General features: G+C 36.5%; 32 protein-coding genes. 30 read left to right on the top strand and 2 right to left on the bottom strand.

Translation table 11 applies throughout. From position 1 onward, the window contains the following. Window positions 1-18: 18 nt before the first annotated feature. The 3 genes from aroQ (at window position 19) to efp (ending at window position 2,164) form a co-directional block, all read left to right on the top strand. Window positions 19-456, top strand: coding sequence for a type II 3-dehydroquinate dehydratase (gene aroQ, locus J0N78_RS10835; RefSeq protein ID WP_209123073.1), 438 nt, complete (start codon window positions 19-21; stop codon window positions 454-456). Next, window positions 457-1,524 (top strand): M24 family metallopeptidase, encoded by a 1,068-nt coding sequence (locus tag J0N78_RS10840; protein ID WP_209123074.1) that lies wholly within the window; start codon window positions 457-459, stop codon window positions 1,522-1,524. Window positions 1,525-1,606: 82 nt separating this feature from the next. Further along, window positions 1,607-2,164, top strand: a complete 558-nt coding sequence (efp, locus tag J0N78_RS10845; protein WP_209123075.1) for an elongation factor P — start codon at window positions 1,607-1,609, stop codon at window positions 2,162-2,164. Between the two features lie 67 nt (window positions 2,165-2,231). On the opposite strand, the gene J0N78_RS10850 is transcribed toward efp, so the two are convergent. Continuing rightward, on the bottom strand, window positions 2,232-2,408 hold the full coding sequence (locus J0N78_RS10850) for a hypothetical protein (protein WP_209123076.1): 177 nt from the start codon (window positions 2,406-2,408) through the stop codon (window positions 2,232-2,234). 136 nt (window positions 2,409-2,544) lie between these two features. On the opposite strand from J0N78_RS10850, the gene J0N78_RS10855 reads away from it, so the two are divergent. From J0N78_RS10855 to spo0A, 26 genes are all read left to right on the top strand, one after another. After that, window positions 2,545-2,958, top strand: a complete 414-nt coding sequence (locus tag J0N78_RS10855) for a hypothetical protein (RefSeq protein ID WP_209123077.1) — start codon at window positions 2,545-2,547, stop codon at window positions 2,956-2,958. A gap of 286 nt (window positions 2,959-3,244) precedes the next feature. Then, the gene (locus J0N78_RS10860) at window positions 3,245-3,526 is read left to right on the top strand and encodes a YqhV family protein (RefSeq protein ID WP_209123078.1); all 282 of its coding nucleotides are present in this window, start codon (window positions 3,245-3,247) and stop codon (window positions 3,524-3,526) included. 107 nt (window positions 3,527-3,633) lie between these two features. Beyond that, a complete protein-coding gene (gene spoIIIAA / locus J0N78_RS10865) occupies window positions 3,634-4,563 on the top strand; it encodes a stage III sporulation protein AA (RefSeq protein ID WP_209123079.1) in 930 nt (309 codons plus the stop codon). Next, complete coding sequence (gene spoIIIAB / locus J0N78_RS10870) at window positions 4,560-5,072, top strand: stage III sporulation protein SpoIIIAB (RefSeq protein ID WP_209123080.1); 513 nt, start codon at window positions 4,560-4,562, stop codon at window positions 5,070-5,072. Before spoIIIAA ends, spoIIIAB begins: the two co-directional genes overlap by 4 nt. 43 nt (window positions 5,073-5,115) lie before the next feature. After that, a complete protein-coding gene (gene spoIIIAC, locus J0N78_RS10875; RefSeq protein ID WP_209123081.1) occupies window positions 5,116-5,322 on the top strand; it encodes a stage III sporulation protein AC in 207 nt (68 codons plus the stop codon). A gap of 7 nt (window positions 5,323-5,329) precedes the next feature. Beyond that, window positions 5,330-5,725: a stage III sporulation protein AD gene (gene spoIIIAD, locus J0N78_RS10880; protein ID WP_209123082.1), complete on the top strand. Its 396-nt coding sequence runs from the start codon at window positions 5,330-5,332 to the stop codon at window positions 5,723-5,725. Window positions 5,726-5,770: 45 nt separating this feature from the next. Then, entirely contained in the window at window positions 5,771-6,940 is a 1,170-nt protein-coding gene (gene spoIIIAE, locus J0N78_RS10885; RefSeq protein WP_209123083.1) for a stage III sporulation protein AE, read from the top strand. A gap of 15 nt (window positions 6,941-6,955) precedes the next feature. After that, entirely contained in the window at window positions 6,956-7,585 is a 630-nt protein-coding gene (gene spoIIIAF / locus J0N78_RS10890; RefSeq protein WP_209123084.1) for a stage III sporulation protein AF, read from the top strand. A gap of 1 nt (window position 7,586) precedes the next feature. Then, complete coding sequence (gene spoIIIAG, locus J0N78_RS10895; protein ID WP_209123085.1) at window positions 7,587-8,249, top strand: stage III sporulation protein AG; 663 nt, start codon at window positions 7,587-7,589, stop codon at window positions 8,247-8,249. Window positions 8,250-8,253: 4 nt separating this feature from the next. Next, entirely contained in the window at window positions 8,254-8,853 is a 600-nt protein-coding gene (locus J0N78_RS10900; RefSeq protein WP_209123086.1) for a SpoIIIAH-like family protein, read from the top strand. A gap of 309 nt (window positions 8,854-9,162) precedes the next feature. Further along, complete coding sequence (locus J0N78_RS10905; protein ID WP_209123087.1) at window positions 9,163-9,522, top strand: hypothetical protein; 360 nt, start codon at window positions 9,163-9,165, stop codon at window positions 9,520-9,522. Window positions 9,523-9,561: 39 nt separating this feature from the next. Further along, entirely contained in the window at window positions 9,562-10,068 is a 507-nt protein-coding gene (gene accB / locus J0N78_RS10910; protein ID WP_209123088.1) for an acetyl-CoA carboxylase biotin carboxyl carrier protein, read from the top strand. Window positions 10,069-10,080: 12 nt separating this feature from the next. Then, window positions 10,081-11,433 carry an acetyl-CoA carboxylase biotin carboxylase subunit gene (gene accC / locus J0N78_RS10915; protein WP_209123089.1) on the top strand — a complete coding sequence of 451 codons (1,353 nt, stop codon included), beginning with the start codon at window positions 10,081-10,083 and terminating at the stop codon, window positions 11,431-11,433. A 42-nt stretch (window positions 11,434-11,475) separates the two neighbouring features. Then, window positions 11,476-11,880, top strand: coding sequence for an Asp23/Gls24 family envelope stress response protein (locus tag J0N78_RS10920; protein WP_209123090.1), 405 nt, complete (start codon window positions 11,476-11,478; stop codon window positions 11,878-11,880). Between the two features lie 244 nt (window positions 11,881-12,124). After that, complete coding sequence (nusB, locus tag J0N78_RS10925) at window positions 12,125-12,529, top strand: transcription antitermination factor NusB (protein ID WP_209123091.1); 405 nt, start codon at window positions 12,125-12,127, stop codon at window positions 12,527-12,529. Between the two features lie 30 nt (window positions 12,530-12,559). Further along, window positions 12,560-13,411 (top strand): bifunctional methylenetetrahydrofolate dehydrogenase/methenyltetrahydrofolate cyclohydrolase FolD, encoded by an 852-nt coding sequence (gene folD / locus J0N78_RS10930; protein WP_209123092.1) that lies wholly within the window; start codon window positions 12,560-12,562, stop codon window positions 13,409-13,411. Between the two features lie 10 nt (window positions 13,412-13,421). Beyond that, window positions 13,422-14,786, top strand: coding sequence for an exodeoxyribonuclease VII large subunit (xseA, locus tag J0N78_RS10935; protein ID WP_209123093.1), 1,365 nt, complete (start codon window positions 13,422-13,424; stop codon window positions 14,784-14,786). Further along, a complete protein-coding gene (locus tag J0N78_RS10940; RefSeq protein WP_209123094.1) occupies window positions 14,786-15,031 on the top strand; it encodes an exodeoxyribonuclease VII small subunit in 246 nt (81 codons plus the stop codon). The genes xseA and J0N78_RS10940 overlap by 1 nt, the downstream gene beginning before the upstream one ends. A gap of 2 nt (window positions 15,032-15,033) precedes the next feature. Then, window positions 15,034-15,924 (top strand): polyprenyl synthetase family protein, encoded by an 891-nt coding sequence (locus J0N78_RS10945; protein WP_374193905.1) that lies wholly within the window; start codon window positions 15,034-15,036, stop codon window positions 15,922-15,924. A gap of 789 nt (window positions 15,925-16,713) precedes the next feature. Then, window positions 16,714-17,319 carry a hypothetical protein gene (locus tag J0N78_RS10950; RefSeq protein WP_209123095.1) on the top strand — a complete coding sequence of 202 codons (606 nt, stop codon included), beginning with the start codon at window positions 16,714-16,716 and terminating at the stop codon, window positions 17,317-17,319. Between the two features lie 25 nt (window positions 17,320-17,344). Then, entirely contained in the window at window positions 17,345-19,234 is a 1,890-nt protein-coding gene (gene dxs / locus J0N78_RS10955; RefSeq protein ID WP_209123096.1) for a 1-deoxy-D-xylulose-5-phosphate synthase, read from the top strand. Window positions 19,235-19,237: 3 nt separating this feature from the next. Further along, complete coding sequence (locus J0N78_RS10960; RefSeq protein WP_209123097.1) at window positions 19,238-20,056, top strand: TlyA family RNA methyltransferase; 819 nt, start codon at window positions 19,238-19,240, stop codon at window positions 20,054-20,056. Between the two features lie 271 nt (window positions 20,057-20,327). Further along, window positions 20,328-20,777: a transcriptional regulator AhrC/ArgR gene (gene ahrC / locus J0N78_RS10965; RefSeq protein WP_209123098.1), complete on the top strand. Its 450-nt coding sequence runs from the start codon at window positions 20,328-20,330 to the stop codon at window positions 20,775-20,777. Window positions 20,778-20,791: 14 nt separating this feature from the next. Then, the gene (recN, locus tag J0N78_RS10970) at window positions 20,792-22,483 is read left to right on the top strand and encodes a DNA repair protein RecN (RefSeq protein ID WP_209123099.1); all 1,692 of its coding nucleotides are present in this window, start codon (window positions 20,792-20,794) and stop codon (window positions 22,481-22,483) included. Between the two features lie 122 nt (window positions 22,484-22,605). Then, a complete protein-coding gene (spoIVB, locus tag J0N78_RS10975) occupies window positions 22,606-23,919 on the top strand; it encodes a SpoIVB peptidase (protein ID WP_209123100.1) in 1,314 nt (437 codons plus the stop codon). A gap of 542 nt (window positions 23,920-24,461) precedes the next feature. Further along, entirely contained in the window at window positions 24,462-25,256 is a 795-nt protein-coding gene (gene spo0A, locus J0N78_RS10980; protein WP_209123101.1) for a sporulation transcription factor Spo0A, read from the top strand. Window positions 25,257-25,311: 55 nt separating this feature from the next. On the opposite strand, the gene J0N78_RS10985 is transcribed toward spo0A, so the two are convergent. Beyond that, the gene (locus J0N78_RS10985; protein ID WP_209123102.1) at window positions 25,312-25,488 is read right to left on the bottom strand and encodes a hypothetical protein; all 177 of its coding nucleotides are present in this window, start codon (window positions 25,486-25,488) and stop codon (window positions 25,312-25,314) included. A 122-nt stretch (window positions 25,489-25,610) separates the two neighbouring features. Here J0N78_RS10985 and steA point away from each other — a divergent pair, with 122 nt between their 5' ends. Beyond that, a complete protein-coding gene (gene steA / locus J0N78_RS10990) occupies window positions 25,611-26,738 on the top strand; it encodes a putative cytokinetic ring protein SteA (RefSeq protein ID WP_209123103.1) in 1,128 nt (375 codons plus the stop codon). Window positions 26,739-26,741: the final 3 nt, after the last annotated feature.

A 26,741-nucleotide genomic window follows, 5' to 3' on the forward strand; every position in this document is an offset into this window, starting at 1 on the left:
AAAAGAGGAGAAAAATCAATGAAATCAATTCTCGTCATTAATGGACCGAATATTAATCGACTTGGAAAGCGAGAACCAGAGATTTATGGCTATGAAACGTTAGCAGACTTAGAGAAAAAACTTGTTGAACATGGGAATAATCTAGGATGTGAAGTCCTTTGTAAACAATCAAATTACGAAGGTCAAATCATTGAGTGGATTCACGAAGCTTCTGATAACGGAAATTCAGGTATTATCATTAATCCAGGGGCATTTACTCACTACAGTTATGCAATTAGAGATGCCATTGCTAGTGTTCTAATACCTGTCATTGAAGTACATATTTCTAATGTTCATGCAAGAGAAGAATTCCGACATACATCGGTCACAGCACCTGTTACAAAAGGACAGATTGTTGGTCTTGGCTTCACTGGATATGAACTTGCGATCCAAGCACTCATCAAAGGGGGAAAATAAGTGCAACGTTTACAAAGATTACGTGCAACATTTACTGAGCAAGGAATTGATGGAATATTAGTTACTAGTACATACAACCGTCGTTATATAACGAATTTTACTGGTACTGCAGGTGTAGCATTAGTAACAGAGAAAGAAGCAAAGTTTATTACGGACTTCCGATACATTGAACAAGCACAAACACAAGCCACTGGCTTTGAAGTTGTTCAACATACGGGACCTATTTTTGATGAAGTAGCTAAACAAGCAAAGATGATGGGTATTGAACGTTTAGGTTTTGAAAGCGATCACACTACATATCAAACATTTGAAATTTATAAAAAGCAAATTGAAGGGAAGCTCGTACCTATAAGTGGTGTTATCGAAAAGCTTCGATTAATTAAAGATGAAAGTGAAATTCAAATTATTACAACAGCTGCAGAAATTGCAGATGCAGCTTTTGATCATATTACTAAATACATACGTCCTGGCCTAACGGAACTTGATGTAGCGAATGAACTTGAATTTTTTATGAGAAAACAAGGAGCCGCTTCATCTTCGTTTGATATCATTGTTGCTTCTGGAGTACGGTCTGCACTTCCACATGGTGTTGCTAGCCAAAAGGTGATTGAGAAGGGAGAGCTTGTGACTCTAGACTTTGGTGCGTATTACCAAGGATATTGTTCTGATATTACTCGTACTTTAGCAGTTGGGCAAATTAGTGACGAACTCAGAAAAATTTATGATACGGTATTAGAAGCACAAAAAAGAGGGATGAATGGTATTAAACCAGGGATCACAGGAAAACAAGCAGATGCTTTAACACGTGATTATATAACGGAACAAGGGTATGGTGAATACTTTGGCCATTCGACAGGACATGGTTTAGGTATGGAGGTTCATGAAGGTCCATCATTATCAACGAAGTCTGATATAACGCTAGAGCCAGGGATGATCGTTACTGTGGAACCAGGAATTTATATCTCAGGTGTTGGTGGGACCCGAATAGAAGATGACACCTTAATCACAGAAGATGGAAATCGTTCTTTTACAAAATCGACTAAGGAACTTCTATTTGTTGGCGAATAAATTATGCCCCCTTTTTAGAATGTGTGGTATATTTTTATAGTGGACTTAAACAATTGATTGAATGAAGATGGAGGATTTAAACATGATTTCTGTAAATGATTTAAGAACTGGGTTAACGATTGAAGTAGACAATGGAATTTGGCAAGTACTTGAATTCCAGCATGTAAAGCCAGGGAAAGGCGCTGCCTTTGTTAGAACTAAACTTCGTAATATTCGTACTGGAGGAATTCAAGAAAAAACGTTCCGTGCTGGTGAAAAAGTTTCTAAAGCTCATATCGAGAATCGCAAAATGCAATATTTATATGCGAGTGGTGATACACATACATTCATGGATAACGAATCATATGAGCAAATTGAATTAACTTCAGCCCAAATTGAACGTGAGCTTAAATTTTTAAAAGAAAATATGGAAGTTCATATTATGACGTATCAAGGAGAAATTTTAGGCGTTGAAGTTCCGAATACAGTACAATTGGAAGTTACAGAAACAGAGCCTGGAATTAAAGGTGATACTGCAAGTGGAGGGACAAAACCTGCTACTTTAGAAACTGGCTTAACTGTTCAAGTACCATTTTTTATTAATCAAGGTGATGTTTTAATTATTGATACTAGAAATGGTGATTATGTTTCTCGTGCATAATTACGATAGACAGCCCGATGCAATAGCATTGGGTTGTTTTTTTATGTTAAAAATAAAGGCTCTTTTCTCAAAGATTGTTGCTTTTAGCTTTTGGACCGTAAGCCAAGCGAATGCTTGGCTCCTCACGCATAGCGTGAAGGTTTTGAAAATAAAATAGCCGATCAGACAAATGAATTTGTCTTGAAAAGGCTATTTTATTTTCAAAAAACGGTCCAAAAGCAACAAAGTTTACGAAAACAGCCAAAATAAAAAACCCCTTAATCTATGGAAAGGGGTTAATACATAATAGGAGTTGAAATAAAAAAGGAACTTCTATATTACAAAGAATAGAATATTAGTAAGTAAGCGTTTTTGCAAATAAATATGGGTGGTGAGCAAAAATGGATAGGCTGAAACGTTACAGGTTAAATGATCAAATTGTTATTAAAGCTTACGACTTTTCTGAAGATGTGATTTGTGTAGAAGTCACTTATGATGGAAAGCCATTAGGCGCTTTTTGTTCTGATCGAACGGTTTTCGAGGATTTAGAGGAAGATGAAATTATACAACTTTCAGAGCAGCATGTTAAAAGATACCATTCTGATCAGCTCGCTACATCTAGTAAAAGAAAAACAATTAATGGTGTTGAAGTGGAATATTATGCTCACTCTGATGACATGATGTGTGTGTCAATGTATAGAAAAGGAAAACCAATTGGCTCGTTTTGTGCTGATCGAATATCGTTTGAAGAATGGATGGAAGATGAAGAATTATTAGAAAGAATTATTTCCAGGCAAAGTCAGCAAAGCATGTAAGTTGTTAAGGAGAGGTTGACACGGGATGTGTTCAGCTTCTTTTTTTTTAAAAAGAAGGGAGTATAAAATTTCGAAGATGTCTAGCTGCAGGTGTCATCGGCTCGAGGTCGCTTCGGTCCATCAAACGTGTCTAAAAGTCAAGACACTAATTGCTGGCCCTCCAGCGCTTGTCGCCGATAAGCAGACACCTTCCGCTTTTCTTAATTTTCATATAAACAAGCTGTTCTGAACTTCTCTAACCTATCATAAGGTTGTACAAAGGAAGTTTAGCTTAGAGGTGAATGAAATGAAAGGTTTTTTTTCAGGATTTGAAACAGCATTGTTAGGAATGGTTTTTTTACGAGTTATTTCAGGGTTAATAGAGCTTTCTGCTGCTGGTCTTATGTTGAAATTCAACAGTATTGAAAAGGCTGTCGCAGTTAATGCCATTTTAGCAATTGTAGGGCCGCTCGTCTTAATAACAACGATGACTATAGGACTCATTGGGTTAGCAGATAAACTATCTGTGAGTAAGCTTATTCTTATTGGATTAGGAGTAATGTTAATTCTAATTGGTATTAAAAGATAAGGAATAAACAACTAGTTTAAGCATACATTTGGTTGAGACTAGCTTTTAAAGAAAGTTCAAAAAATCCCGGCAACACCACTTTTAATGAGGATGAAGGAGAGAGAAATATGAAAGAAGTTCTTGATGTTTTACCAGAACCGATTACTCAACTTATTACTCAATGTCCAGACTCATTAAAAAAAGATATCGAAGAAATTCGCATTCGTGTAAACCGACCGTTAGAAGTGATCGCAAATGGAAGACCATATTATCCAGAGTTTCGAAACCAAGTATATAAAATACGACCAGAAGATGGTCAACACTTATTAAATCAATTGAGCCAATATTCGTTATATGCCTTTGAAGAAGAGCTAAAGCGCGGGTTTATAACCATTCGTGGAGGCCATCGAGTTGGTTTAGCGGGAAAAGTTATTATTGAAGCGGGCCAGGTGAAAGCACTAAGAGATATTAGTTCTTACAATATTAGAATTGCTCGTCAAAAGATAGGTGTTGCAAATAAAATCGTACCACACATATATCAAAAGGGGTGGCAAAATACGTTAATAGTAGGTGCACCTCAGACAGGGAAAACGACATTACTAAGAGATATTGCTCGAATTATCAGTAGTGGAGTACCAGAATTAAATATTCCTCCTAGTAAAGTTGGAGTTGTCGATGAACGATCTGAAATCGCTGCAAGCGTTCGAGGGGTACCACAACACGATTTAGGTCATCGAATTGATGTCCTCGATGGGTGTCCAAAAGCGGAAGGGATGATGATGATGATTCGTTCGATGAGTCCTGATGTGTTAATCGTAGATGAAATTGGTAGACAAGAAGATGCAGTAGCGATCATGGAAGCGATTCATGCTGGTGTAAAAATCGTTACAACTGTTCACGGTTTCGATATGGAAGAATTAGATCAAAGACCAACGATTTCAAAGTTAATGAAAGCCAATGTATTTAATCGATGTATTGAACTAACGAGAAGGAATTCGGCGGGCTCGATCAGGCGAATTCGTAATCAGCTTCGGAAAGATGTGGTGAACGTTATTTGAAGCTTATAGGTGCAATGATTATTTTAATGGCTACGACTTGGGTTGGATTTGAAATTTCAAGAAGGTTGAGTGAACGTCCCCGCCAGTTAAGACAATTAAAAATTGCACTTCAATCTTTGGAAGCTGAAATTATGTATGGGATGACCCCATTAGCTGAAGCCTGTTATAACTTAGCAAAACAAATGCCAAAGCCTGTGTCTTACTTCTTTTCTCGTTTTGCTCAGCGCTTGCGAAATCAGGAAGAGAGTGTCCCGGTGGCTTGGGAGGAAAGTTTAAAAGAAACATGGCAGCTTACGGCTTTATGTGATGCTGAATATGAAATTATGCAACAATTTGGTTCGACACTTGGTCAACATGATCGTACGAACCAACAAAAACATATTTTACTTACAATCAATCATCTTGAACGTGAAGAAAGTGAAGCTAGAGATCGCCAAAATCGATATGAAAAAATGATTAAAAGCCTTGGCTTCTTAACAGGATTACTCATTATTATCTTAATGTTATAGATTCGCTTTGGCTGTATTTTAAGGGATAAGGGAGGGTTTAACGGTGGCATATGATGTAAATATGATATTTCAAATCGCAGGAATTGGAATTGTTGTTGCCATGATCCATACCGTATTAAAACAAATGGGAAAAGAGGATTGGGCGCATTGGGTAACCCTCATCGGATTTGTTGTTGTACTATATATGGTTGCTTCAATCGTAGATGATTTATTTCAAAAAATTAAAGGTGTCTTTTTATTTCAAGGGTAGGGGGGTGATGACCATTGAAATCATTCAAATTGTAGGTTTAGGGCTCATCACCGTCTTCCTTGCTCTCGTTGTAAAAGAACAAAAGCCAATCTTTGCTTTTCTTTTAACGGTCTTTGTCGGCATTCTTATTTTCTTATTTGTCATAGATGAAATTGTAAAAGTGATTTCAATGCTTGAGAATATTGCTAAAAATGCCAATATTAATATGGTTTATTTGCAGACGATCTTAAAAATTATTGGGATCGCTTATATCGCTGAATTTGGCGCACAAATCGCTAAAGATGCTGGACAAGCAGCGATCGCTTCGAAAATTGAGCTTGCAGGAAAAATATTAATTCTTGTAATGGCTATACCGATTCTTACGTCGATTATTGAAATGATTATTTCATTAATTCCAGGATAAATAGATTGTACAAGCATCTCCTATCAAAAATGAGGAGGTGAAGAGATGCGCTTTTTAATCGCTTGTTTTTTTGCTTTTCTATTATTCTCCCCAATTCAAGTCTTTGCGGAAACTGAACCGATTGAAGACCAAACGTTTGTAGAGGATCAATTAGAAAAGTTAGGAGTCGATGAAGTTAGGGAATATTGGAACAAGATAGCGACCGAATATGGAGGCTTTCTACCAGAAAGTCAAAAAGGAAGCTTTATGGAATTTGTCAAAGGTGAAAAAGAGTTTTCAATTAAAGAATGGTTTACTGGACTTATTAAATTTTTTCTACATGAATTATTAGTCAATGGAAAACTACTCGGCTCACTTATTCTACTTACGATTTTTGCAATGGTTCTGCAGTCGTTACAAAATGCCTTTGAGCAACATACGATTAGTAAGGTTGCCTATGCAATCACATACATGGTGTTAATTGTTATTGCTTTAAACAGCTTTCATATTGCGATTACTTACGCAACAGATGCAATCAGTAATATGATACACTTTATGATTGCTTTATTGCCGCTATTATTAGCACTTATGGCAGCTGTTGGAAGTGTGACTTCAGTAGCGTTATTCCACCCATTAATTGTCTTCTTAGTAAATACGAGTGGATTACTTATTCAGCATATTGTGATGCCCCTATTATTTCTATCGGCGATATTGAGTATTGTAAGTACACTAAGTGATCATTATAAAGTAACTAAGTTAGCAAACTTTCTTCGTAATTTTAGTATTGGAATCTTAGGAGTGTTTTTAACTGTATTTTTAGGGGTCATTTCTGTGCAAGGTGCAACTTCTGCTGTAACGGATGGAATTACCGTAAGAACCGCAAAGTTTATAGCCGGGAATTTTGTTCCTGTCGTTGGAAGAATGTTTACTGATGCAGCAGATACAGTGATGGGTGCAAGTGTGCTATTAAAAAATACAGTTGGACTAGCTGGATTAACAATACTCTTGTTACTTTGTGCCTTTCCGGCGCTTAAGGTTCTATCACTGGCAATCATCTACACGGTAGCAGCAGCTGTACTTCAACCACTCGGCGGTGGTCCAATTATTGATTGTTTATCGATTATTGGAAAGTCCGTCATCTTCATTTTTGCTGCGCTCGCTACAGTATGTCTCATGTTCTTTTTAGCTTTAACAATCATAATTGCTGCAGGAAATGTCTCATTAATGATGCGGTGAGGAGTGAAATAGAAAATGAGTTTTTTAACAGAGTGGCTAACGAACATCATAATTTTTATATTATTAGCTACGATCTTAGAGCTCCTATTGCCGAACTCCAATATGCAACGCTATGTCAAAATGGTTGTTGGGTTACTATTACTTGTAATTATTTTAAATCCGTTACTTTCTATTTTTTCCAAAGATATCAATGATATTTTGCCAAATTTTTCATCGAATGAACGTATATCAGAAAAATCTTTAGAAAATTCAATAGAAAGAAAGAAAATAGAAATAGAAAGAGGACAACGTGCATATATTTCAGAACAGATGGCTGTCCAATTGAAGAGAAAAGTAGAAGAGGAGTTGGTAGTAAGATTTGATGTAGAAATTGACGGTGTTTTTATTACTCTCGATGAATTTGCCTTTGAACATGCTGAGGATGCGATTGTCAAAGTGATAGTCCATCTTAAGGAAGTAGCAGACAAGGAAGAGAAAGGCGATCTCGTTCAAGCCGTGCAAGTTGTGAACATCGATACACGAAACGAATTACCTCCTCGAGAAGACATGGTAATAAATGTCGCACCAATTCAATCATTTTTAGCAGATGAATGGCAGATTCCTAAAGATAAAATTTCTTTAGCCTGGGAAGGAGGGGAGCAGTGATATGGAAAAAGGTGAAAAAGGGGATAAGCAATGGTTAAAAAAACTGTTTGACCAAAAAGCAGGCAGTCCAAAGAAAAAGAATACGATCCAATACGTCATCATGATCCTTTGTGTAGGTGTTGGACTCATGATTTTAGGAAATTTCATTGGAGAAGACAATAGTGCTCCACCAAGCGAACCAGTGTTTAATGACGATGAAGATGAAAAAGCAGAGCCAGCTTTAGGACGAAACAGTTCTTCTGGACCTATGACGATGGAAGACTATGAAATTCGTTATGAAAATCAACTAAGAGAAGTATTAGAACAAATGATTGGCGTTTCAGACGTTTCCATTATGATTAATTTAGCAGAAACCGAAAAAAGTGTGTATGAACGAAATATTAGTACAAAGCATCAAAAAACCGATGAGACAGATCGCGAAGGTGGAACAAGAAAAGTGGATGATTTAACAAGAGATGAACAGGTCGTCATTATCCGTAACGGAGATAGTGAAGAACCGCTTTTAGTCAAAAAACAAAAACCAGAAATTCGTGGGGTTCTCGTTGTCGCCCAAGGTACTGACAATATCCAAGTCAAATCAAGGGTTGTAGAAGCTGTAAGCAGAGTCCTTGATGTTCCAGCACATCGAGTCTCTGTAATGCCTAAGAAATTAAAGGAGGAATAGAAAAATGGTATTAAAGAAACAAACAGTTTGGTTGTTAACAATGCTTAGCTTAATCGTTGTATTATCTGTTTATTACATGACTTCTCAAGGTCAAAACCCAACTGATTTAGCTTATATGGATGAAGAGATGATGGAAGAAGAAATAAATGAAATGATGAATGAAGAAAATGCAGGGCAAGTATCAGTAAATATTGAAGAAGATACTATGGCTGAAGGTGATATGGAAGAAGAACTGATTTCGGCTATTAATAGCGACGAGTTTTTTACAGAAATTCGGTTAGATCGAGAAGAATCACGTAGTAAGATGTTAGAGGAATATACAAATATTATGGCCGAAGCAGATGTTCCAGCTCAAGTGAAAGTGCAGGCATTAGCAGATCAAAAAGATTTACTAGCATTAGAACAAAAAGAAAATTTACTTGAGACACTTATTCGCTCCAAAGGCTATGAAGATGTATTAGTACTTACAGAAGAGGATCAAGTAAAGATTATTGTAAAAGCAGATGAATTATCAAAGGAACAGGCAAATGAAATTCTATTAATGGCAAATGAGCAATTAGGGGAAAAATTAGTAGTAGTAGGACACCAACCATCAAAAAAATAGGACTGAAAGAGGTTGATTTGACGTCAGCCTCTTTTTTTTCTTTCCATGGATGCATTGAAAGGATTTAGCGTTGGAGAGAAGAAATAGCGAGAGTGTCGAATTTTATCTTTCGGTGTCGAGAAATCGATAAATGACCCAGAGTTGAAAATAAAAGCCGTGAACTTGAAAATAAATAACCTTATTGAATGTTTATATCCTTATTCTTTTGGAACATGCTATACTATAATGCGAAGGAAACGATGAAGTGGTATAATACGTCAATATCGAGGTCCTTAACGTATGTTAGTATGATTTTATGAGGTGATGAAAGTGGAATGGAATGATTTAACAGAAGGTGCAAAAGCAGTATTAGAACAAACTCGCAATTTGAAAAATGATAACATTCAGATTGTAGAATTTGAAATAGGGTTTGTGCAGGATTTTGAAACAGAAGGCGGAAATACATATACAGTATCCATTCAAGAAGAGGATTACGATAGCATTAAACGTTATTCGAAAGAAAATGAGTACGGTGAAAAGTACCATATGGCAAGAAATAAAAATATTGTAAAGCTGATCTTATTAGAAAATGGAAAAATTCCAGATAACTTATCAGAGTTTCCTGTATTTCGTCAATACAAAAATGATGTAGTTGTTAAAGAAACAGAAGAAAAAGAAATAAATGAATAAATAAAACATGTTAGCTTTATTATGAAAGGATAAAAGAAAATGTTAAAAATTCAAGAGATTAAAGAGCTTATTAAAGTCATTGATAAGTCTACAATTGATTTAGTAAAAATCGAACAAGATGGTACAAAGTTAACGATTAAAAGAAATACAGACCAACCATTGAATACAGCGCCAATCGTAGAAGCGCCAAGAACACAAGAGGTTGTTCAGCAACCGATACAACAGCAAGTTGAGGAGCAAGTAGTAACTAGTAATGAAAAAGTAGCTGAAGCTCCTGTTCAACCAGAGGCTAAATTGAATGATACACATATAACAATCAATTCGCCAATGGTCGGTACTTTTTATGCTGCACCAGCACCAGATGCTGATCCATATGTAAAAACAGGTGATCAAGTAAATGAGACTACGATCGTATGTATTGTTGAAGCGATGAAGTTAATGAATGAACTTGAAGCTGAAGTTAAAGGAAAGATCGTAGAAGTACTCGTTCAAAATGGAGAATTAGTAGAATATGGACAACCTTTATTTGTTGTCCAACCAGATTAGGGAGAGTTCACAATGATAAAAAAGGTTTTAATTGCTAACCGAGGAGAAATAGCTGTCCGAATTATTCGGGCATGTAAAGAGTTAGGAGTAGAAACGGTTGCTGTTTACTCAGAAGCAGATAAAGATGCACTTCATGTCAGACTAGCAGACCAGGCATTTTGTATTGGTCCAACTCCTTCTGCAAAGAGCTACCTTAACTTTACAAACATTATGAGTGTAGCTACATTAACTGAGGTTGATGCAATTCACCCTGGTTATGGTTTCTTAGCTGAAAATGCCGATTTTGCAGAAATATGTTCAGCATGCAATGTAACATTTGTGGGACCGAGTCCAGAAGCCATAAATCGTATGGGAACAAAGGACGTAGCTCGAGAAACGATGGCACAAGCCAATGTACCGATTGTCCCTGGTTCTAAAGGAATCATAGAGAATGTTGAAGCAGGTTTAAAGGTAGCTAATGAAATCGGATATCCTGTCATTATTAAGGCGACAGCTGGCGGCGGCGGCAAAGGGATTCGTGTCGCTCGTAATGAAGTAGAACTAAGAAAAGGTATCCAAATTACGCAACAAGAAGCAGAAACAGCTTTCGGTAACCCTGGGGTATATCTTGAAAAATTCATCGAAGATTTCCGCCATGTTGAAATTCAAGTATTAGCGGATAACTATGGTAATGTTGTTCATTTAGGGGAAAGAGACTGTAGTATTCAAAGGAGGCTTCAGAAGCTACTAGAAGAAACACCATCACCAGCTCTTGATCAAGAAATGAGAGATCAAATGGGAGAAGCAGCAGTAGCTGCTGCGAAAGCTGTCAATTATACGGGAGCAGGAACAGTGGAATTTATCTACGATTACCGTAATCGTCAATTTTATTTTATGGAAATGAATACAAGGATCCAAGTGGAACACCCAGTCACAGAGATGGTTACGGGAATTGACTTGATCAAAGAACAACTGTTAGTAGCTTCTGGTAAAACTTTATCAGTAACTCAAGATGAAATAACATTTAATGGTTGGTCGATCGAATGTCGTATTAATGCTGAAAATCCGAGTAAAAACTTCATGCCTTCTCCGGGTAAAATTACAAAATATTTACCACCAGGTGGTTTAGGAGTTCGCGTCGATTCTGCTGCGTATCCAGGTTATACAATATCGCCATTTTATGATTCCATGATAGCCAAAATCATTACATACGGTGCTACGCGTGAGGAAGCAATAGCTAGAATGAAACGAGCGCTATCAGAATTTGAAATCGAAGGAATTGATACGACAATCCCATTCCATCTTCGTTTACTTGACCATGAAAAGTTCGTTTCTGGTGAGTTTAACACGAAATTTTTAGAGCAATATGATTTAACCAGTAAGTAATATGGTAAAATGAAAATAAGGCTGAATGATGGAGGTGCTATGATGCCAGAAAATCATATTTTAGACTTAGAGGAGCAACAAAATGAACTAGGTAAAGTAGAAATTTCTCCTGAAGTCATTGAAGTAATTGCAGGTATTGCATCATCAGAAGTTGACGGAGTAGCAACAATGAGGGGAAATTTTGCTACAGGAGTAGCAGAGCGTTTAGGAAGAAAAAATCACGGTAAGGGCGTTAAAGTTGAATTAAAGGAAGATGGCATTATTGTAGATGTTTCGGTAATTATTATTTATGGTGTGTCTATTCCTGATGTCGCTAAAAAAATTCAAGCGAATGTTAAGCAAGCTCTTCAAACAATGACGGGGATAGATCTTGAAGCAGTGAATGTACATGTTGTTGGTGTACAATTTGAATCGCAAACAGAACCTCAAGAATTGATTGAAGAATAATTTTCTTTGCTAGTGATTAACACATTTTCCGGTGGGAATACTACTAGCAGATCGACAGCCAAAGGAATGCCCCTTTGGCTGTTTTCTAGTTGATATTGAAGGATGCATAAAATGGATACTGCATCATAAGTAGGGATTTACTGTACTTAAAGGCTTGAACAAGAAAATCGGCATTTGCTGTTATCCACTATTAGAATATGCTATTATCATACATATAATTAGGCAACAAAAGGAGAAAACACGTATGAATAGACGTCTAGCACGTTTAAGGGCTGTACAAGCTCTTTTTCAAATCGATTTAACAGGGATAGAATGGAAAGATGCATTGGCAAATTCACTCGAAGACAATGAAGAGGTTACGCCATTCTTGGAAGAAATTATGTCAGGAACGTTAGCACACCAGGAAGAAATTAATGAGATTTTAAAAGGAAATCTATCGAACTGGACGTTAGATCGAGTCGGGAATGTCGATCGCGCAGTTCTACGTATGGCAGTACACGAAATGAAATATATTGATGATATTCCGACTAATGTTACGTTCAACGAAGCAATTGAACTGGCAAAAGCGTTCGGTGGAGAAGAGTCGGGACGTTTTGTAAATGGCGTCTTGTCTAATGTTGTAAAGACCTTAGGTAAAGAAAAAAACTAAAATGAAGATAAAGGAAATGGAGTGTTAGAAGTGACGGCGACGATTATAAGCGGAAAAGAATTAGCTGCGAATAAAAGGCAAGAAATGAAAATAGAAGTAGAGGCATTGAGTAAAAAAGGTATAGTTCCAGGGTTAGCAGTCATTTTAATTGGAGACCATCCAGCTTCAAAATCCTATGTATCCGGTAAAGTAAAGGCATGTAAAGAAGTCGGTATCCGTTCAGTACTTATTGAAAAATCAGAAGACATTACAGAAGAAGAGTTATTGAATTTAATTGATAGCTTAAACAACGATAGTGAAATCCATGGAATTTTAGTACAGCTTCCATTACCGAATCATATTTCTGAACGAGCTGTGATTGAAAAAATTAGTGTAGAAAAAGATGTTGATGGTTTTCATCCGATTAGTATTGGGAAAATGATGATTGGCGAAGAAACCTTTCTTCCTTGTACTCCATTTGGAATTGTAGAAATGTTAAAGTCGAAAGAAATTAAAATTGAAGGAAAGCATGTTGTTGTGATTGGAAGAAGTAATATCGTTGGAAAGCCAGTTGGCCAATTATTATTAAATGAAAATGCGACTGTGACATACTGTCATTCCCGTACGGAAAACATGAAAGAAATAACAAAACAAGCTGATATTCTTATCGTTGCTGTAGGTAAGGCAAATTTTGTAGATTCTAGCTATGTGAAAGAAGGGGCAGCGGTAATTGATGTTGGTGTCAACCGGTTAGATACAGGAAAATTATGTGGTGATGTTGTTTTTGATGATGTCAAAGAGGTCGTATCGTATTTAACGCCTGTACCAGGTGGGGTTGGACCGATGACAATTACGATGTTACTACATAACACTATTATTTCGGCAAAGCGAGGACTAAGATAAGGAGTTGTCTATGTCTAATGAAACTATTTTATCTGTCACTGAAGTAACGAGATACATAAAAAGACGATTCGAAAGTGATGACATCTTGCAGAATGTCTGGATCAGAGGGGAACTTTCTAACTTTAAGCACCATAATCGTGGACATATGTATTTTACAATCAAAGACGAACAGTCCCGAATGCAAGCGGTCATGTTTGCTGGAAATAATCGTTTTCTTAAGTTTAAACCAGAAGATGGAATGAAGGTTCTTATTCGTGGTGAAGTTACAGTTTATGAAGCATATGGACAGTATCAATTGTACGCTAGGGAAATGCAGCCAGACGGTGTTGGAAGTTTATATATGGCGTATGAACAATTAAAGGAGAAATTGGAGCGTGAAGGGCTTTTTTCTCTACATCTAAAGAAGCCTCTTCCAGCCTATGCGATGAGAATTGCGATTGCAACATCACCTACAGGAGCAGCTATTCGTGATATTATCACAACAATCAAAAGACGGTTTCCAGTTGCAAGAATTACAATACTACCTGTTTTAGTTCAAGGTGAGGGGGCTGCACCGTCCATCGTAAAAGCCATTCGTCAAGCGAATGCTGGGAATATGTTTGATCTATTAATCGTTGGACGTGGTGGAGGTTCAATTGAGGAATTATGGGCGTTCAATGAAGAAGTAGTAGCTCGTGCTATTTATGAATCGGCGCTTCCAATTATATCAGCAGTCGGTCATGAAACGGATTTTACGATTGCTGACTTCGTTGCAGATATTCGAGCGGCAACACCTACAGCCGCAGCTGAACTTGCAGTCCCAGAATTGAAGGAACTTGTAAAGTCTATTGACCTTCAAAAGCTTAGATTACGGCGTGCATTAATGGAAAAAATCGTTCGTGAGAAACAGCGGTTACAACGATTACAAAAGTCGTATGCATTCCGCTATCCACAACAATTAGTTCATCAAAAAGAGCAAGAGCTCGATCGATTGTATGATCGATTAGAGCGAGAAATGCGCCGTTTTCTAGAAAAGCGAACACAACAAATCAATCAGTTAACAAAAGACATCATGAGAAATCACCCAAAAGGGAAGCTTGTTGAATCTAAACAACAATCTTTATTTTTACGTGAACAACTTTTACGAAATATGAGATGGTTACTAAAGGAGAAGCAAAACCAGTTTCAACAACAAATGCAAACACTAGAAGTATTAAGCCCGTTACGCATGATGGATCGTGGATATAGCTTAGCTTTTAACGAAATGAACAAGCTAGTAAAGTCAACTGACGATGTAAATGCAAATGACCAAGTTCAAATTCGTGTCATGGATGGGACGATAAAATGCCAAGTGTTAGACACAAAAGAAGAATCTTTATTAAAGGTGGATGAGTAATGAGTGAGCAAAAAAAAGAAGAGTTATCTTTTGAAGAAGCGATAAATGAACTTGAAAGTGTCGTTGATAAATTAGAACAAGGCGACGTTCCTTTAGAGGAAGCAATTTCAATGTTTCAACAAGGGATGAACCTTTCTAAGTTATGTCATGATAAGTTATCAGTAGTTGAAAAGCAATTAGAACAAATTCTTACAGAAGATGGAACATTAGAAGAAGTAACTTTTCAGGAGGATCAAGCAGAGTGATTATTGATCTTAATTTAAAGCAGTTTTTAAATAATAGTAAAACAGCAATAGATCAGCAACTACCTTTATATATTAACGAATTAAAAGCACCATCGTCTTTAAAAGAAGCGATGCTTTATTCGATTTCAGCGGGTGGGAAGCGAGTAAGGCCAGTCTTAGTATTAGCTACTCTTCGTGCTTTTAATCACGATGAAAAAATTGGAATTGATATCGCATGTGCGATTGAAATGTTACATACCTATTCGTTAATTCATGATGATTTGCCTGCAATGGATAATGATGACTTACGAAGAGGAAAGCCGACAAATCATAAAGTGTTTGGAGAAGCTATGGCCATACTCGCTGGCGATGCACTACTTACCTATTCCTTTCAATTAATTAGTGATATGAACTGTCATAATGTAACGGATCAAATGAAAGTAAAATTAATCAAAGAGTTAGCCAAAGCTGCTGGGCCAGAAGGAATGGTCGGTGGTCAAGTCGCTGACCTCGAAGGCGAAGGGAAAAGTTTATCTTTACAGGAATTAGAATATATCCACCATCATAAAACCGGTGATCTTTTAACCTTCGCTGTGCTATCCGGAGCAATATTAGCTGGAGCAAGTGATGGTGAAATTGAACAATTACGCATGTTTGCAAAAGAACTAGGTTTAGTTTTTCAAATCAAAGACGATATCCTTGATGTTGAAGGAGATGCAAAAACAATTGGAAAACCAATAGGAAGTGATTCTGACAAAAATAAAAGCACCTATCCTTCATTGTTATCTATGGATGGGGCAAAAAATAAATTATTCGAGCATACAAATCGAGCAAAAGAATATTTATATAATATAAACCTTGAAAACTCGTTATTAATGTCAATTACTGACTATATTGTAGAAAGAGATCACTAATCTGCTCATAACAGTAGGATGTAGATGTACTGGTATACATTTTCATTGAGCGTTTTTCTGTCTAGTGATATAATAAATTTACAAAGTTGAGTGGTGCAGTATTCTAGTCAGCTCTCTATTCTTGAAGGCGGGGCTAAAAATCCGCCAAAGGGCACATCGATGAAGCTCCTTGTGTCGGCTTGAGGCGCCCAGCTTTGGGTCGGCGCTGGGTGTTAAGGGGTGAGGGCGATCCACAAAGGCATGTGGGCGATGACCCTCACTCCGCGGAGGCCTTATCTTACTTCTGTATGCGGTGCATACATTAGTGGTAAGATAGGATATGAACCTGTGTAAGGCATACTTGGGTAGTTATGCCAGCAGCGTAGCCTGCCTTGAGTGGAGTTAGAGGGGATTATGGAAGTGGTGTAAAGATTGTCGGCCAACAAGATTTGCACTTTGCCTTATGAAATCTGCTCTGCAAAAGAGGATAAAAGAATAGCGAGGAGCTGCTGAGGAAAACTCCTAGACTGTTCATCAAGACATTTAAAGAGGATTGAAGTGTGGACTAAGTGGTAATCTAGTCTAGCGATTGGTGACGACGCTAAGATATGTTTAAAGGGAAACCGCCAAAGCGGCGACGCTTCGGTACGTATCTGGGAAATCCTACTGGACCTAAGCCACAGCGTTTACTCTTTAAATGACCACTCAGTATTCATTGTACAATTGTACATAAACAAGATAAATAAAAGTGTGTATGTTCAGGTAGTATTCTTTGAACATCTTCTAAAAGATAGGTGACAAATCATATAAATGAAACATTCATTTATTAAATCCATAAATTGGAGTTTAGCAATTGCCGTTATCACACTTGTGTTAGCGGCTATTTTTTCAGTTATTTCGACGTTTCTTTTAAGTGGGGTAACATGGGCTTTAGGAATGTTAATTGTTTTTTTTATTGTAATAATAGGTATTTTTTTTGATACAATTGGTGTAGCCGCGACCGCTGCGGATGAAGCTCCCTTTCATGCTATGGCAGCAAGAAAATTAATTGGTGCGAAGCACGCTGTAACTATTACTAGAAACGCGGACCGCTTTGCGAACTTTTGTAATGACGTTATTGGAGATATCGCGGGTATTGTAAGTGGAACGGCATCAGCGTATGTGGTTCTTCAGTTATCTTTGCAACTAGGGTACGGTGAAGGTTCGTTTTACCAATTTTTCATATCCGTATTGTTTACAAGCGTTATAGCAGCGTTAACCGTTGGTGGAAAATCAATAGGAAAAACGCTAGCCATACAATACTCGACTCCCATCATCTATCAGGTTGGTAGAATATTATATATATTAGAGGTAAAATTAAGAATAAAACTTTTTGTTAATAATGGTAAGAACGGAAAGAGTAAGAAAAAAAGATAAGAATAATTGAAAGTGAGGGTTCTTGATGGAACTTGAGAATATAAAAGACCCTAGTATGTTGAAACAGCTATCTAAATCAGAATTGGAAGAACTAGCATCTGAAATTCGTCGTTTTCTAATAGAAAAGTTATCGGTGACAGGTGGTCATCTTGGTCCTAATTTAGGTGTTGTTGAACTTACATTGGTATTACATCACTGTTTAGAAAGTCCAAAAGATAAAATTATATGGGATGTAGGGCATCAAGCTTATGTTCATAAAATCCTTACGGGCAGGGCCGACCAATTTGACACCTTACGTCAATATAAGGGATTATGTGGTTTCCCAAAAAGAAGTGAGAGTGAACATGATGTTTGGGAAACGGGACATAGCTCTACGTCATTATCTGCGGCAATGGGAATGGCAACTGCACGTGACTTAAAGGGTACGGATGATACAGTCGTTGCGGTTATTGGTGATGGTGCGCTAACTGGTGGTATGGCTTTAGAAGCTTTAAACCATATTGGCCATGAACAAAAAGATATTATCGTTATCTTAAATGATAATGAAATGTCCATCGCTCCTAATGTTGGAGCACTTCATAATGTATTAGGGCGTTTACGAACGGCAGGGAAATATCATAAGGCTAAAGAAGAGCTAGAAATGTTGATCCGAAAAATCCCTGCCTTTGGTGGAAAGCTGGCTGCTACTGCTGAGCGTGTGAAAGATAGTTTAAAATATTTACTCGTTTCAGGAATCTTTTTTGAAGAAATGGGGTTCACGTACTTAGGGCCCGTCGATGGTCATGACTTGGATGATTTAATCGAAAACATGAAGTATGCAAAAAAGACAAAAGGACCGGTGTTAATTCATGTCCTCACGAAAAAAGGGAAAGGCTATGCTCCCGCAGAAAATGATGCCGAAGGAACTTGGCATGGCTTAGGGCCTTATAAGATTGAATCTGGAGAAGTTGTTAAAAAACCAGGTCCACCAAGCTATAGTGGTGTTTTTAGTGACACACTTAAGAAAATTGCTAGAGATGATAAAAGACTCGTTGCAATTACGGCTGCAATGCCTGGTGGCACAAAATTAGATAAGTTTGCTTTAGATTTTCCTGAGCGTATGTTTGATGTTGGAATTGCTGAACAACATGCGACAACGATGGCAGGTGGCTTAGCTACACAAGGATTAAAACCAGTATTTGCGGTGTATTCAACATTTTTACAAAGAGGGTATGACCAAGTTGTTCATGATATTTGTCGCCAAAATTTAAATGTCTTTTTTGCGATCGACCGTGCGGGACTCGTCGGGGCAGATGGAGAAACACATCAAGGGGTCTTTGATATCGCTTATCTTCGTCATTTACCTAATATGGTTATTTTAATGCCGAAAGATGAAAATGAACTTCAACACATGATTTATACAGCGATTCAATATGATGACGGTCCGATCGCTGTCAGGTACCCACGTGGGAATGGATATGGCATAAAGATGGATGAACAGTTAAAACAAATACCAATTGGAAAATGGGAAGTCCTTCAAGATGGAAACGATGCCTGTATCTTAACATTCGGTACAATGTTACCTGTGGCAGAAGAAGCCGTCCGTCAACTAGCATTACAAGGGGTGTCTGTAAAAGTAGTAAATGCACGTTCAGCAAAACCTTTAGATGAACAATTGCTTACTGACCTTGCAAATGCGAACATGCCAATCTTAACGTTGGAGGAAACTGCTATTCAAGGAAGTTTCGGAAGTGCTGTTTTGGAATTTTTCCATGATCATAACCTTCATGGTGTAGTAGTTGAACGTATGGGAATTCCTGATCGATTTATTGAGCATGGAAGTGTAGCACAATTATTAGAAGAAATTGGGTTAACTTCTAGTAAAGTCATTGAAAAAATAACAACAATGGTACCCCGAAAAAGACAAAGGGCATAAATAATGAGCAAAAAAGAACGTATTGATGTATTGTTAGTAGATAAAGGATTAGTTGAAACGAGAGAAAAGGCGAAACGAGCGGTGATGGCAGGACTCGTTTATGTCGAAAGTGAGCGCGTTGACAAACCAGGTATGAAGATTGATATCGAATCTCCCTTAACGATCAAAGGTGATGTTTTACCTTATGTTAGTCGGGGAGGACTAAAGCTAGAAAAAGCAATTGAAGTTTTTCATCTTCAGTTAGAAGGTGCTACCGTTCTAGATATTGGGGCATCAACTGGTGGCTTTACAGATTGTTCACTGCAAAACGGGGCTAAGCAAGTCTATGCCTTAGATGTGGGCTATAATCAATTAGCATGGAAGTTAAGGAAAGATGAACGCGTGACAGTCATGGAACGAACAAATTTCCGCTATGTAAAAGCTGAAGATTTAATCAATGGGTTGCCTAATTTTGCAACGATTGATGTTTCATTCATTTCGCTAAAACTTATTTTACCGGTATTAAAAACATTATTACTTGAGAATAGTCATGTCATAGCATTAATCAAGCCGCAGTTCGAAGCGGGGCGAGAAGAAGTAGGCAAAAAAGGGATTGTGCGCGACCCTAATACACATATTAAAGTAGTCCAAGCCATCATTGAATTTTCTCAAAATGAAGGATATAGAATTGCAGGAATCGATTATTCACCTATTAAAGGTGGGGAAGGCAATATAGAGTTTTTACTACACTTACGATGGAATTCAACAGAAGACTTCACGTCACCTGAGCATTCTGTGGAAGAAGTGGTTCATCAAGCACATGCACAATTGAAGAAAGATTAAGTGGGGGGCAATAGCTCCTCTTTTTTTCCGCTAAGTTTTAGTTAGATTGAGATTCCCAAGGGATAAAAGTAACTAAGGTGGGCATTTTAACCACATTTCAAAATTGGAATGTTAGCTTTTTTATACAGAAACGTATAAACTTTGAGTTATATTATTTATACATTAATTTTTATAATTATTTGTAAAAAACCTTGAATTCACCGAGGATACATGTAAAATAATGAATATACAATTAATGAATGCTAATAAATACGATAAGTAGGTGGATGAAATGAATAAAGGCCAACGACATATAAAAATTCGAGAGATTATTACCAATCAAGAGATCGAAACTCAAGATGATTTAGTAGAGCAATTAAAAAATTCCGGTTATAATGTTACACAAGCGACTGTTTCTCGAGATATTAAAGAGCTCCATTTAGTAAAAGTGCCAATGGTGGATGGTCGTTATAAATATAGCCTACCAGCTGACCAACGGTTTAATCCACTACAAAAATTAAAGCGCGCATTAATGGATAGTTTTGTTAGCATTGATCAATCAGAAAATATGATCGTCATGAAAACGTTACCAGGAAATGCGAATGCAGTTGGGGCATTAATCGATAATTTAGATTGGTCAGAAATAATGGGAACGATTTGTGGAGACGATACAATCTTGATTATATGTAAACATAAAGAGGATAGCCCGAGTATTTCAGAGCGCTTTTTAGATATGCTATAAAGGGTGAAAATATTATGCTTGTAGAATTGTCCATCAAAAATTTTGCAATTATTGATGAACTCACGATATCTTTAAATAAAGGTTTAACAGTTCTTACAGGAGAAACCGGTGCAGGTAAATCGATAATTATTGATGCCATCGGTTTATTAATTGGCGGAAGAGGCTCAACTGAATTTATTCGTTACGGTGCTAATCGAGCTGAGATTGAGGGCTTATTTTCAATTGAACAAGATCATCCTGTTATTGGAAAAGCTAAGTCTTTAGGTATTGAAGTTGAAGAAGGCATGATCATAGTTCGAAGGGATTTAACGACGAATGGAAAGAGCATTTGTCGGTTAAATGGTAAGCTTGTGACTCTAGGTATTATTAGAGAAATTGGACAAACATTAGTAGATATCCATGGACAGCATGAGCATCAATCGTTGCTGCAACATGAAAGACATATGTCCTATTTGGATAACTTTGCTCAAAATAAGTTAAAAACGACAAAAATGGAATATCAATTGCTTTATAAAAAATATGTTAAAGTGAAACAGCAATTAGAACAAATGAATAAAAATGAGCAGGAGTTAGCCCACCGGCTCGACCTTATTCAATATCAATTAAATGAAATAGAAAAAGCAAATTTAAATCCACATGAAGACGACGATCTCCTAGAAGAAAAGCTTAGATTAGCGAATTATGAAAAACTTTATAAAGCACTCACGTGTAGCTATAATAGTCTTTACGGTGAAGGGAAAGGTCTCGAATGGATACATAATGCGTTAAATCATGTTGAAGAAGCAGCTGGGATAGACCCGGACCTGCAAACGCTTGTTGAGACCATTTCAAATTGTTATTATTTACTCGAAGAAACATCGTTTACATTAAGTCATAAATTTGAACATTTAGAATTTGATCCTAATCGTCTTGAAATGATTGAGACAAGATTAAATGAGATTAGTTTTTTAAAAAAGAAATATGGTGCAACTGTTGATGAGATATTAGAGTATGCTGCTAAAGTTGAAGAAGAACTTGATACACTTGTTAATAAGGATGATCGAATTCAAGCACTACAAAAAGAATTAGATGCTGTCGTTTTAGATTTAGAGGTTGAAGCAAATGCATTATCAAAAATTCGTAAAGAAACAGCAGAACAATTAAGTGCAGCTGTTCACCAACAGTTACAGGCGCTTTATATGGAAAAAACGAAATTTTCGGTGGAAATGAATAAATTACCACGTGGACGCTTTACGGAAGAAGGTATGGATACTGCTGAATTTTTCCTTTCCACTAATCCAGGTGAACCATTAAAACCATTATCAAAAGTAGCATCTGGTGGAGAAATTTCACGAATCATGTTAGCAATGAAAACAATTTTTTCATCAGGGCAAGGAGTAACCTCTTTAATTTTTGATGAAGTAGATACAGGTGTTAGTGGAAGAGTGGCACAAGCGATAGCTGAAAAAATTAATCAAATTGCAGAGAGATCTCAAGTGCTCTGCATTACTCACCTTCCACAAGTTGCTGCGATGGCTGATCAACATTTATATATATCAAAACAGCAAATTAAGGAAAGAACGAAAACAAATGTAAGAGAACTTACGAATGAAGAAAAAATTATAGAAATTGCCAGAATGATTTCTGGAGTTGAAGTAACAGACCTTACTCAAAAACATGCAAGTGAATTAATATTATTAGCAAAAAAAATAAAAACCAAAACATGAAAAGTCGGCCAAAATAGGCTGGCTTTTTATTTTTTGAACGGTTATAAATGAGGTGAAACAAGGCAACATTAGTAATACAGCAATTATGGAGGTGTGTTTTAGGAGCGAGGAGAGTGAATTAATTGCATTCAGAACAAATTAGAAAAGTTTTAGGAACAATTCTCCTTGTTTTTGTCATTGGTATTGGCTTTTGTAAGCCAGTACATGAGTGGATTAATATTCCTTCACAAGTTGTCGTATTTGAAGGAGTGGAACAACAATTAGTTAAACAAACACCTGAATTAGGAAGCCTCACAGCTCACACTAATCAATCGCATTTCATGTTTAATGAAGTCGAACATGAAGAAATGGCCGCTGTTACTGTATTAGCCCAGGGGCAAGGAGATGGTGAGGTGACAATTCAGTCAGGGTCTTTGCCTGTTAAGAAAATGGACGTAAAAGTATTACCTGAAGTGAAAGTAGTTCCTGGAGGCCAATCAATAGGTGTAAAATTAAATACAGATGGAGTATTAGTTGTAGGCCATCATCTTATACAGACAGAAGATGGTGAACAATCACCAGGGGAAATTGCCGGAATACTCGTAGGTGATATGATTACTGAAATTAATGGCGAAAAAATTACGAGAATGAGCCAAGTGGCCACTTTTGTTCAAGAAGCTGGTGAAAAAGGAGAAAAGCTTGATATTCAAGTAAAACGGGATCAAAAAACGATACAAAAAAAGTTAAAACCTTTAAAGGCTAAAGGAGAAAGCTCGTATCGTTTAGGATTATATATTCGCGACTCGGCTGCTGGCGTAGGAACATTGACATTTTTTGATCCGAAATCGAAGAAATATGGTGCTTTAGGTCATGTTATATCAGATGTTGATACAAAAAAGCCAATTGTTGTTCATGATGGACAGATTATTCGATCTTCAGTAACTTCTATTGAAAAAGGAAGTAATGGCGATCCAGGTGAAAAATTAGCGAGCTTTTCCGACCAACGGCATGTATTAGGAAGTATTACAAAAAATAGTTCGTTTGGGATTTTTGGTGAACTGACAACCCAAAAGCAAATAAAAAATGACTTGCATGATCAAGAAATGCCGATTGCTTTATCGTCACAAGTAAAAGAAGGACCTGCAAAAATTTTAACAGTTGTTGAAGGAGAAAAGGTTCAAGAATACGATATTGAGATCGTTAGTTCAACTCCACAAAAATATCCTGCTACTAAAGGGCTTGTAATTAAAGTAACTGATAAAAATTTAATTGAAGCTACTGGTGGAATTGTTCAAGGAATGAGTGGTAGTCCAATTATACAAGATGGAAAAATTGTTGGGGCAGTAACACATGTTTTCGTTAATGATCCAACGAGTGGATATGGATGTCATATTGAATGGATGCTTCAAGAAGCCGGAATTGATATTTATGGAAAAAATGATGCAAAGGCGAGCTAAGCTCGTCTTTTTAATTTATTGGCTGTTTTCGTAAACTTTGTTGCTTTTGGACCGTTTTTTGAAAATAAAATAGCCTTTTCAAGACAAATTCATTTGTCTGAACGGCTATTTTATTTTCAAAACCTTCACGCTATACGTGAAGAGCCAAGCATCCGCTTGGCTTACGGTCCAAAAGTTAAAAGCAACATCTTTGAGAAAAGAGCCAATTTATTTAATTATATGTATTTGCTTCATCAAAAATCGTGTATATCTTACAATTTATTTGTGATAAGATTAATAATATAAGAATGTTGACATATAATTAACTGTGATTGCAAAATAAACAAGAAAAAAAGATGATTCGACAAAAGTCAATTGAAAACCGAGCTGAGGTATCGAAAATAATCGAATTTTATATTATAACGCATTTTCTTAATAAAAAACAATATTTTTCAGATAATTTTAGAAATTTTAAAGGAGTTTTCATTAAAGTGTCGAATTTGTTGTTTGGAATATAACTTTAGACATTATTTTACTACTATAGAAGTTGAGGAGGACGTCCTGTGCAAAAGGTGAAAGTATGTATAGCAGATGATAACCGGGAATTAGTTGGTTTATTAAATGAGTATATTTCTGCCCAAGATGATATGGAAGTTGTAGGTTACGCTTACAATGGACAGGAGTGTTTAAAGATTGTAGAAGAAAAGCAACCTGATGTACTTATACTAGATATTATTATGCCTCATTTAGATGGCTTGGCAGTATTAGAAAAGATGAATCAATTAGGACTTAAAAAGAGCACGAATATTATTATGTTAACGGCTTTTGGCCAAGAGGATGTAACGAAAAAGGCAGTTGATTTAGGAGCATCTTATTACATTTTAAAGCCGTTTGATATGGACACATTGATTTCTAATATTCGTGAGATCAGTGGACAAAAACAAACATTCATCCAAAAGTCTGTTTCATATCAACAAACACCGATTAAATCGACAACTAAAGAGTTTAACCTCGATGCAAGTATTACAAATATTATCCATGAAATAGGTGTACCAGCACATATTAAAGGGTATATGTATTTAAGAGAAGCGATAACAATGGTATATAATGATATTGAGCTTTTAGGTTCAATTACAAAAGTGTTATACCCAGATATCGCAAAGAAATTTAATACGACAGCAAGTCGTGTAGAACGAGCTATTCGTCATGCAATTGAAGTCGCTTGGAGTCGAGGAAACATCGATTCAATTTCGTCTTTATTTGGTTATACAGTAAGTCACTCTAAAGCAAAACCGACGAATAGTGAGTTTATCGCAATGGTTGCAGATAAACTCCGGATTGAGCATAAAGTAAGTTGAAAGAACCAAGATTAATTATTAATTAAGAAAGAGGCTGACTATTTTAGCAGCCTCTTTAATGTTGTTCGTCTATATAATTTTTAAATAAGTGGACAATTGTATCTGTACCCATTGTTGGTATAATATGTTCAATTTCATCAGTCTCAGGATTGTAAGTAATTAAATACCTTTTGTCACAGTACTCCGCTTCGTAAACTTTCCGTTCATTTTTTTCGTGTAAAAATTGAAACATTTTTTTCACCTCCAAGATCTTTTTTATTTTTCCCGACTAGATTTTCCCTTATACAAAATGAAGATATGGTTGAAATTCGTCCTATTGGAACATACTATCAAAAAAGACACGAGGGGTTATGTATGAATTGGTTCCTGAGTGGTGTATGTTATGAAGGACAAATTACGAAAGATTTAGTTAAAGTGATTCCGAAACGAAGTATTGCGATGCTGCATCATGAAGATATTGATTGTACAGCTACTGATGCATTAATTGCTAAAAAAGTGAAAGCGGTACTTAACGTAAAGCGCTCGATGACAGGGCGATATGACCATAATGGTGTATTAGAACTACTAGAAGCTCAAATACCTGTTTACGATATTGTGGAAATGTATGACCGCAGAATTAAATTTCATTTAAAAAACATAAAAATCGTGAATCTTGATTTGTTTGTATTGGACAATGATCACTGGGTGAAGGTTGCGAAAGTTTTTCGATATACCATCAAATGGGTATATGAGCTAAAAAAAATCTCATCCTATCACTTGACCGAATTATATAAAGATTTTGTAAGTAATTCTATTACTTATGCAAAAAAGGAACTGGCTGACTTTTTAAATGATAGCTCAATCTACCAACCTTTTGTAGAACTTGACGGAAAGGAAGTTGTGATTGTAGTTAGAGGGTCTAAGTATAAAAAAGATTTTCTAACTCTTTTACCTACAATAAAAACAAAAAAGCTTCCAATTATAGCTGTAGACGGTGCGGCGGATGGCTTAGCTGAATTAGGTATTATACCTAATTATATAATTGGTGATATGGATTCGGTTAGTGAGAAATTATTAAAGTCGGGAGCAAAGCTCATTGCTCATTGTTATCTAGATGGGAACTCACCAGGATTTGAACGAGTTTGTAAGCTTGGATTACAATGTGAAAAACTACCATTTGTAGGAACGAGTGAAGATGTAGCGATTATTTTTTCATACTGGGCTAATGCTAAAGTTATTTATTTAGTAGGTGGGCATGCATCTATGAATGAATTTTTAGAAAAAGGAAGAAAAGGGATGGGAGCAACTCTTTTAACTCGCATGCAAGCTGGACATCGAATTGTTGATTTAAAAGGAATTCACCAATTAGAACAGAAAAATAATCGAATTTTACCACTGTTTCCAATAGCAGGTAGTTTAGCTGCGCTATTATTCATTACTTCAAGTTCTAAAATTCAATTACTCCTTATGATTTTATGGAATTGGATAACGGTAGGAGGCTGACCG

This window comes from Alkalihalobacillus sp. BA299, from assembly GCF_017745675.1.
GTDB lineage: Bacteria > Bacillota > Bacilli > Bacillales > Bacillaceae_F > Alkalihalobacterium.

Bases quoted from the DNA above. Each gene is read 5' to 3' on its own strand.
- spoIIIAA (WP_209123079.1), top strand. From the start codon at position 3,634: ATGAAAGAAGTTCTTGATGTTTTACCAGAACCGATTACTCAACTTATT.
- J0N78_RS10900 (WP_209123086.1), top strand. From the start codon at position 8,254: ATGGTATTAAAGAAACAAACAGTTTGGTTGTTAACAATGCTTAGCTTA.
- J0N78_RS10960 (WP_209123097.1), top strand. From the start codon at position 19,238: ATGAGCAAAAAAGAACGTATTGATGTATTGTTAGTAGATAAAGGATTA.
- J0N78_RS10940 (WP_209123094.1), top strand. From the start codon at position 14,786: ATGAGTGAGCAAAAAAAAGAAGAGTTATCTTTTGAAGAAGCGATAAAT.
- J0N78_RS10860 (WP_209123078.1), top strand. From the start codon at position 3,245: ATGAAAGGTTTTTTTTCAGGATTTGAAACAGCATTGTTAGGAATGGTT.
- accB (WP_209123088.1), top strand. From the start codon at position 9,562: ATGTTAAAAATTCAAGAGATTAAAGAGCTTATTAAAGTCATTGATAAG.
- dxs (WP_209123096.1), top strand. From the start codon at position 17,345: ATGGAACTTGAGAATATAAAAGACCCTAGTATGTTGAAACAGCTATCT.
- xseA (WP_209123093.1), top strand. From the start codon at position 13,422: ATGTCTAATGAAACTATTTTATCTGTCACTGAAGTAACGAGATACATA.
- nusB (WP_209123091.1), top strand. From the start codon at position 12,125: ATGAATAGACGTCTAGCACGTTTAAGGGCTGTACAAGCTCTTTTTCAA.
- spoIIIAG (WP_209123085.1), top strand. From the start codon at position 7,587: ATGGAAAAAGGTGAAAAAGGGGATAAGCAATGGTTAAAAAAACTGTTT.
- aroQ (WP_209123073.1), top strand. From the start codon at position 19: ATGAAATCAATTCTCGTCATTAATGGACCGAATATTAATCGACTTGGA.
- J0N78_RS10920 (WP_209123090.1), top strand. From the start codon at position 11,476: ATGCCAGAAAATCATATTTTAGACTTAGAGGAGCAACAAAATGAACTA.
- accC (WP_209123089.1), top strand. From the start codon at position 10,081: ATGATAAAAAAGGTTTTAATTGCTAACCGAGGAGAAATAGCTGTCCGA.
- spoIIIAD (WP_209123082.1), top strand. From the start codon at position 5,330: ATGACCATTGAAATCATTCAAATTGTAGGTTTAGGGCTCATCACCGTC.
- J0N78_RS10985 (WP_209123102.1), bottom strand. From the start codon at position 25,488: ATGTTTCAATTTTTACACGAAAAAAATGAACGGAAAGTTTACGAAGCG.
- steA (WP_209123103.1), top strand. From the start codon at position 25,611: ATGAATTGGTTCCTGAGTGGTGTATGTTATGAAGGACAAATTACGAAA.
- ahrC (WP_209123098.1), top strand. From the start codon at position 20,328: ATGAATAAAGGCCAACGACATATAAAAATTCGAGAGATTATTACCAAT.
- spoIIIAF (WP_209123084.1), top strand. From the start codon at position 6,956: ATGAGTTTTTTAACAGAGTGGCTAACGAACATCATAATTTTTATATTA.
- recN (WP_209123099.1), top strand. From the start codon at position 20,792: ATGCTTGTAGAATTGTCCATCAAAAATTTTGCAATTATTGATGAACTC.
- J0N78_RS10855 (WP_209123077.1), top strand. From the start codon at position 2,545: ATGGATAGGCTGAAACGTTACAGGTTAAATGATCAAATTGTTATTAAA.
- efp (WP_209123075.1), top strand. From the start codon at position 1,607: ATGATTTCTGTAAATGATTTAAGAACTGGGTTAACGATTGAAGTAGAC.
- J0N78_RS10950 (WP_209123095.1), top strand. From the start codon at position 16,714: ATGAAACATTCATTTATTAAATCCATAAATTGGAGTTTAGCAATTGCC.
- spoIIIAE (WP_209123083.1), top strand. From the start codon at position 5,771: ATGCGCTTTTTAATCGCTTGTTTTTTTGCTTTTCTATTATTCTCCCCA.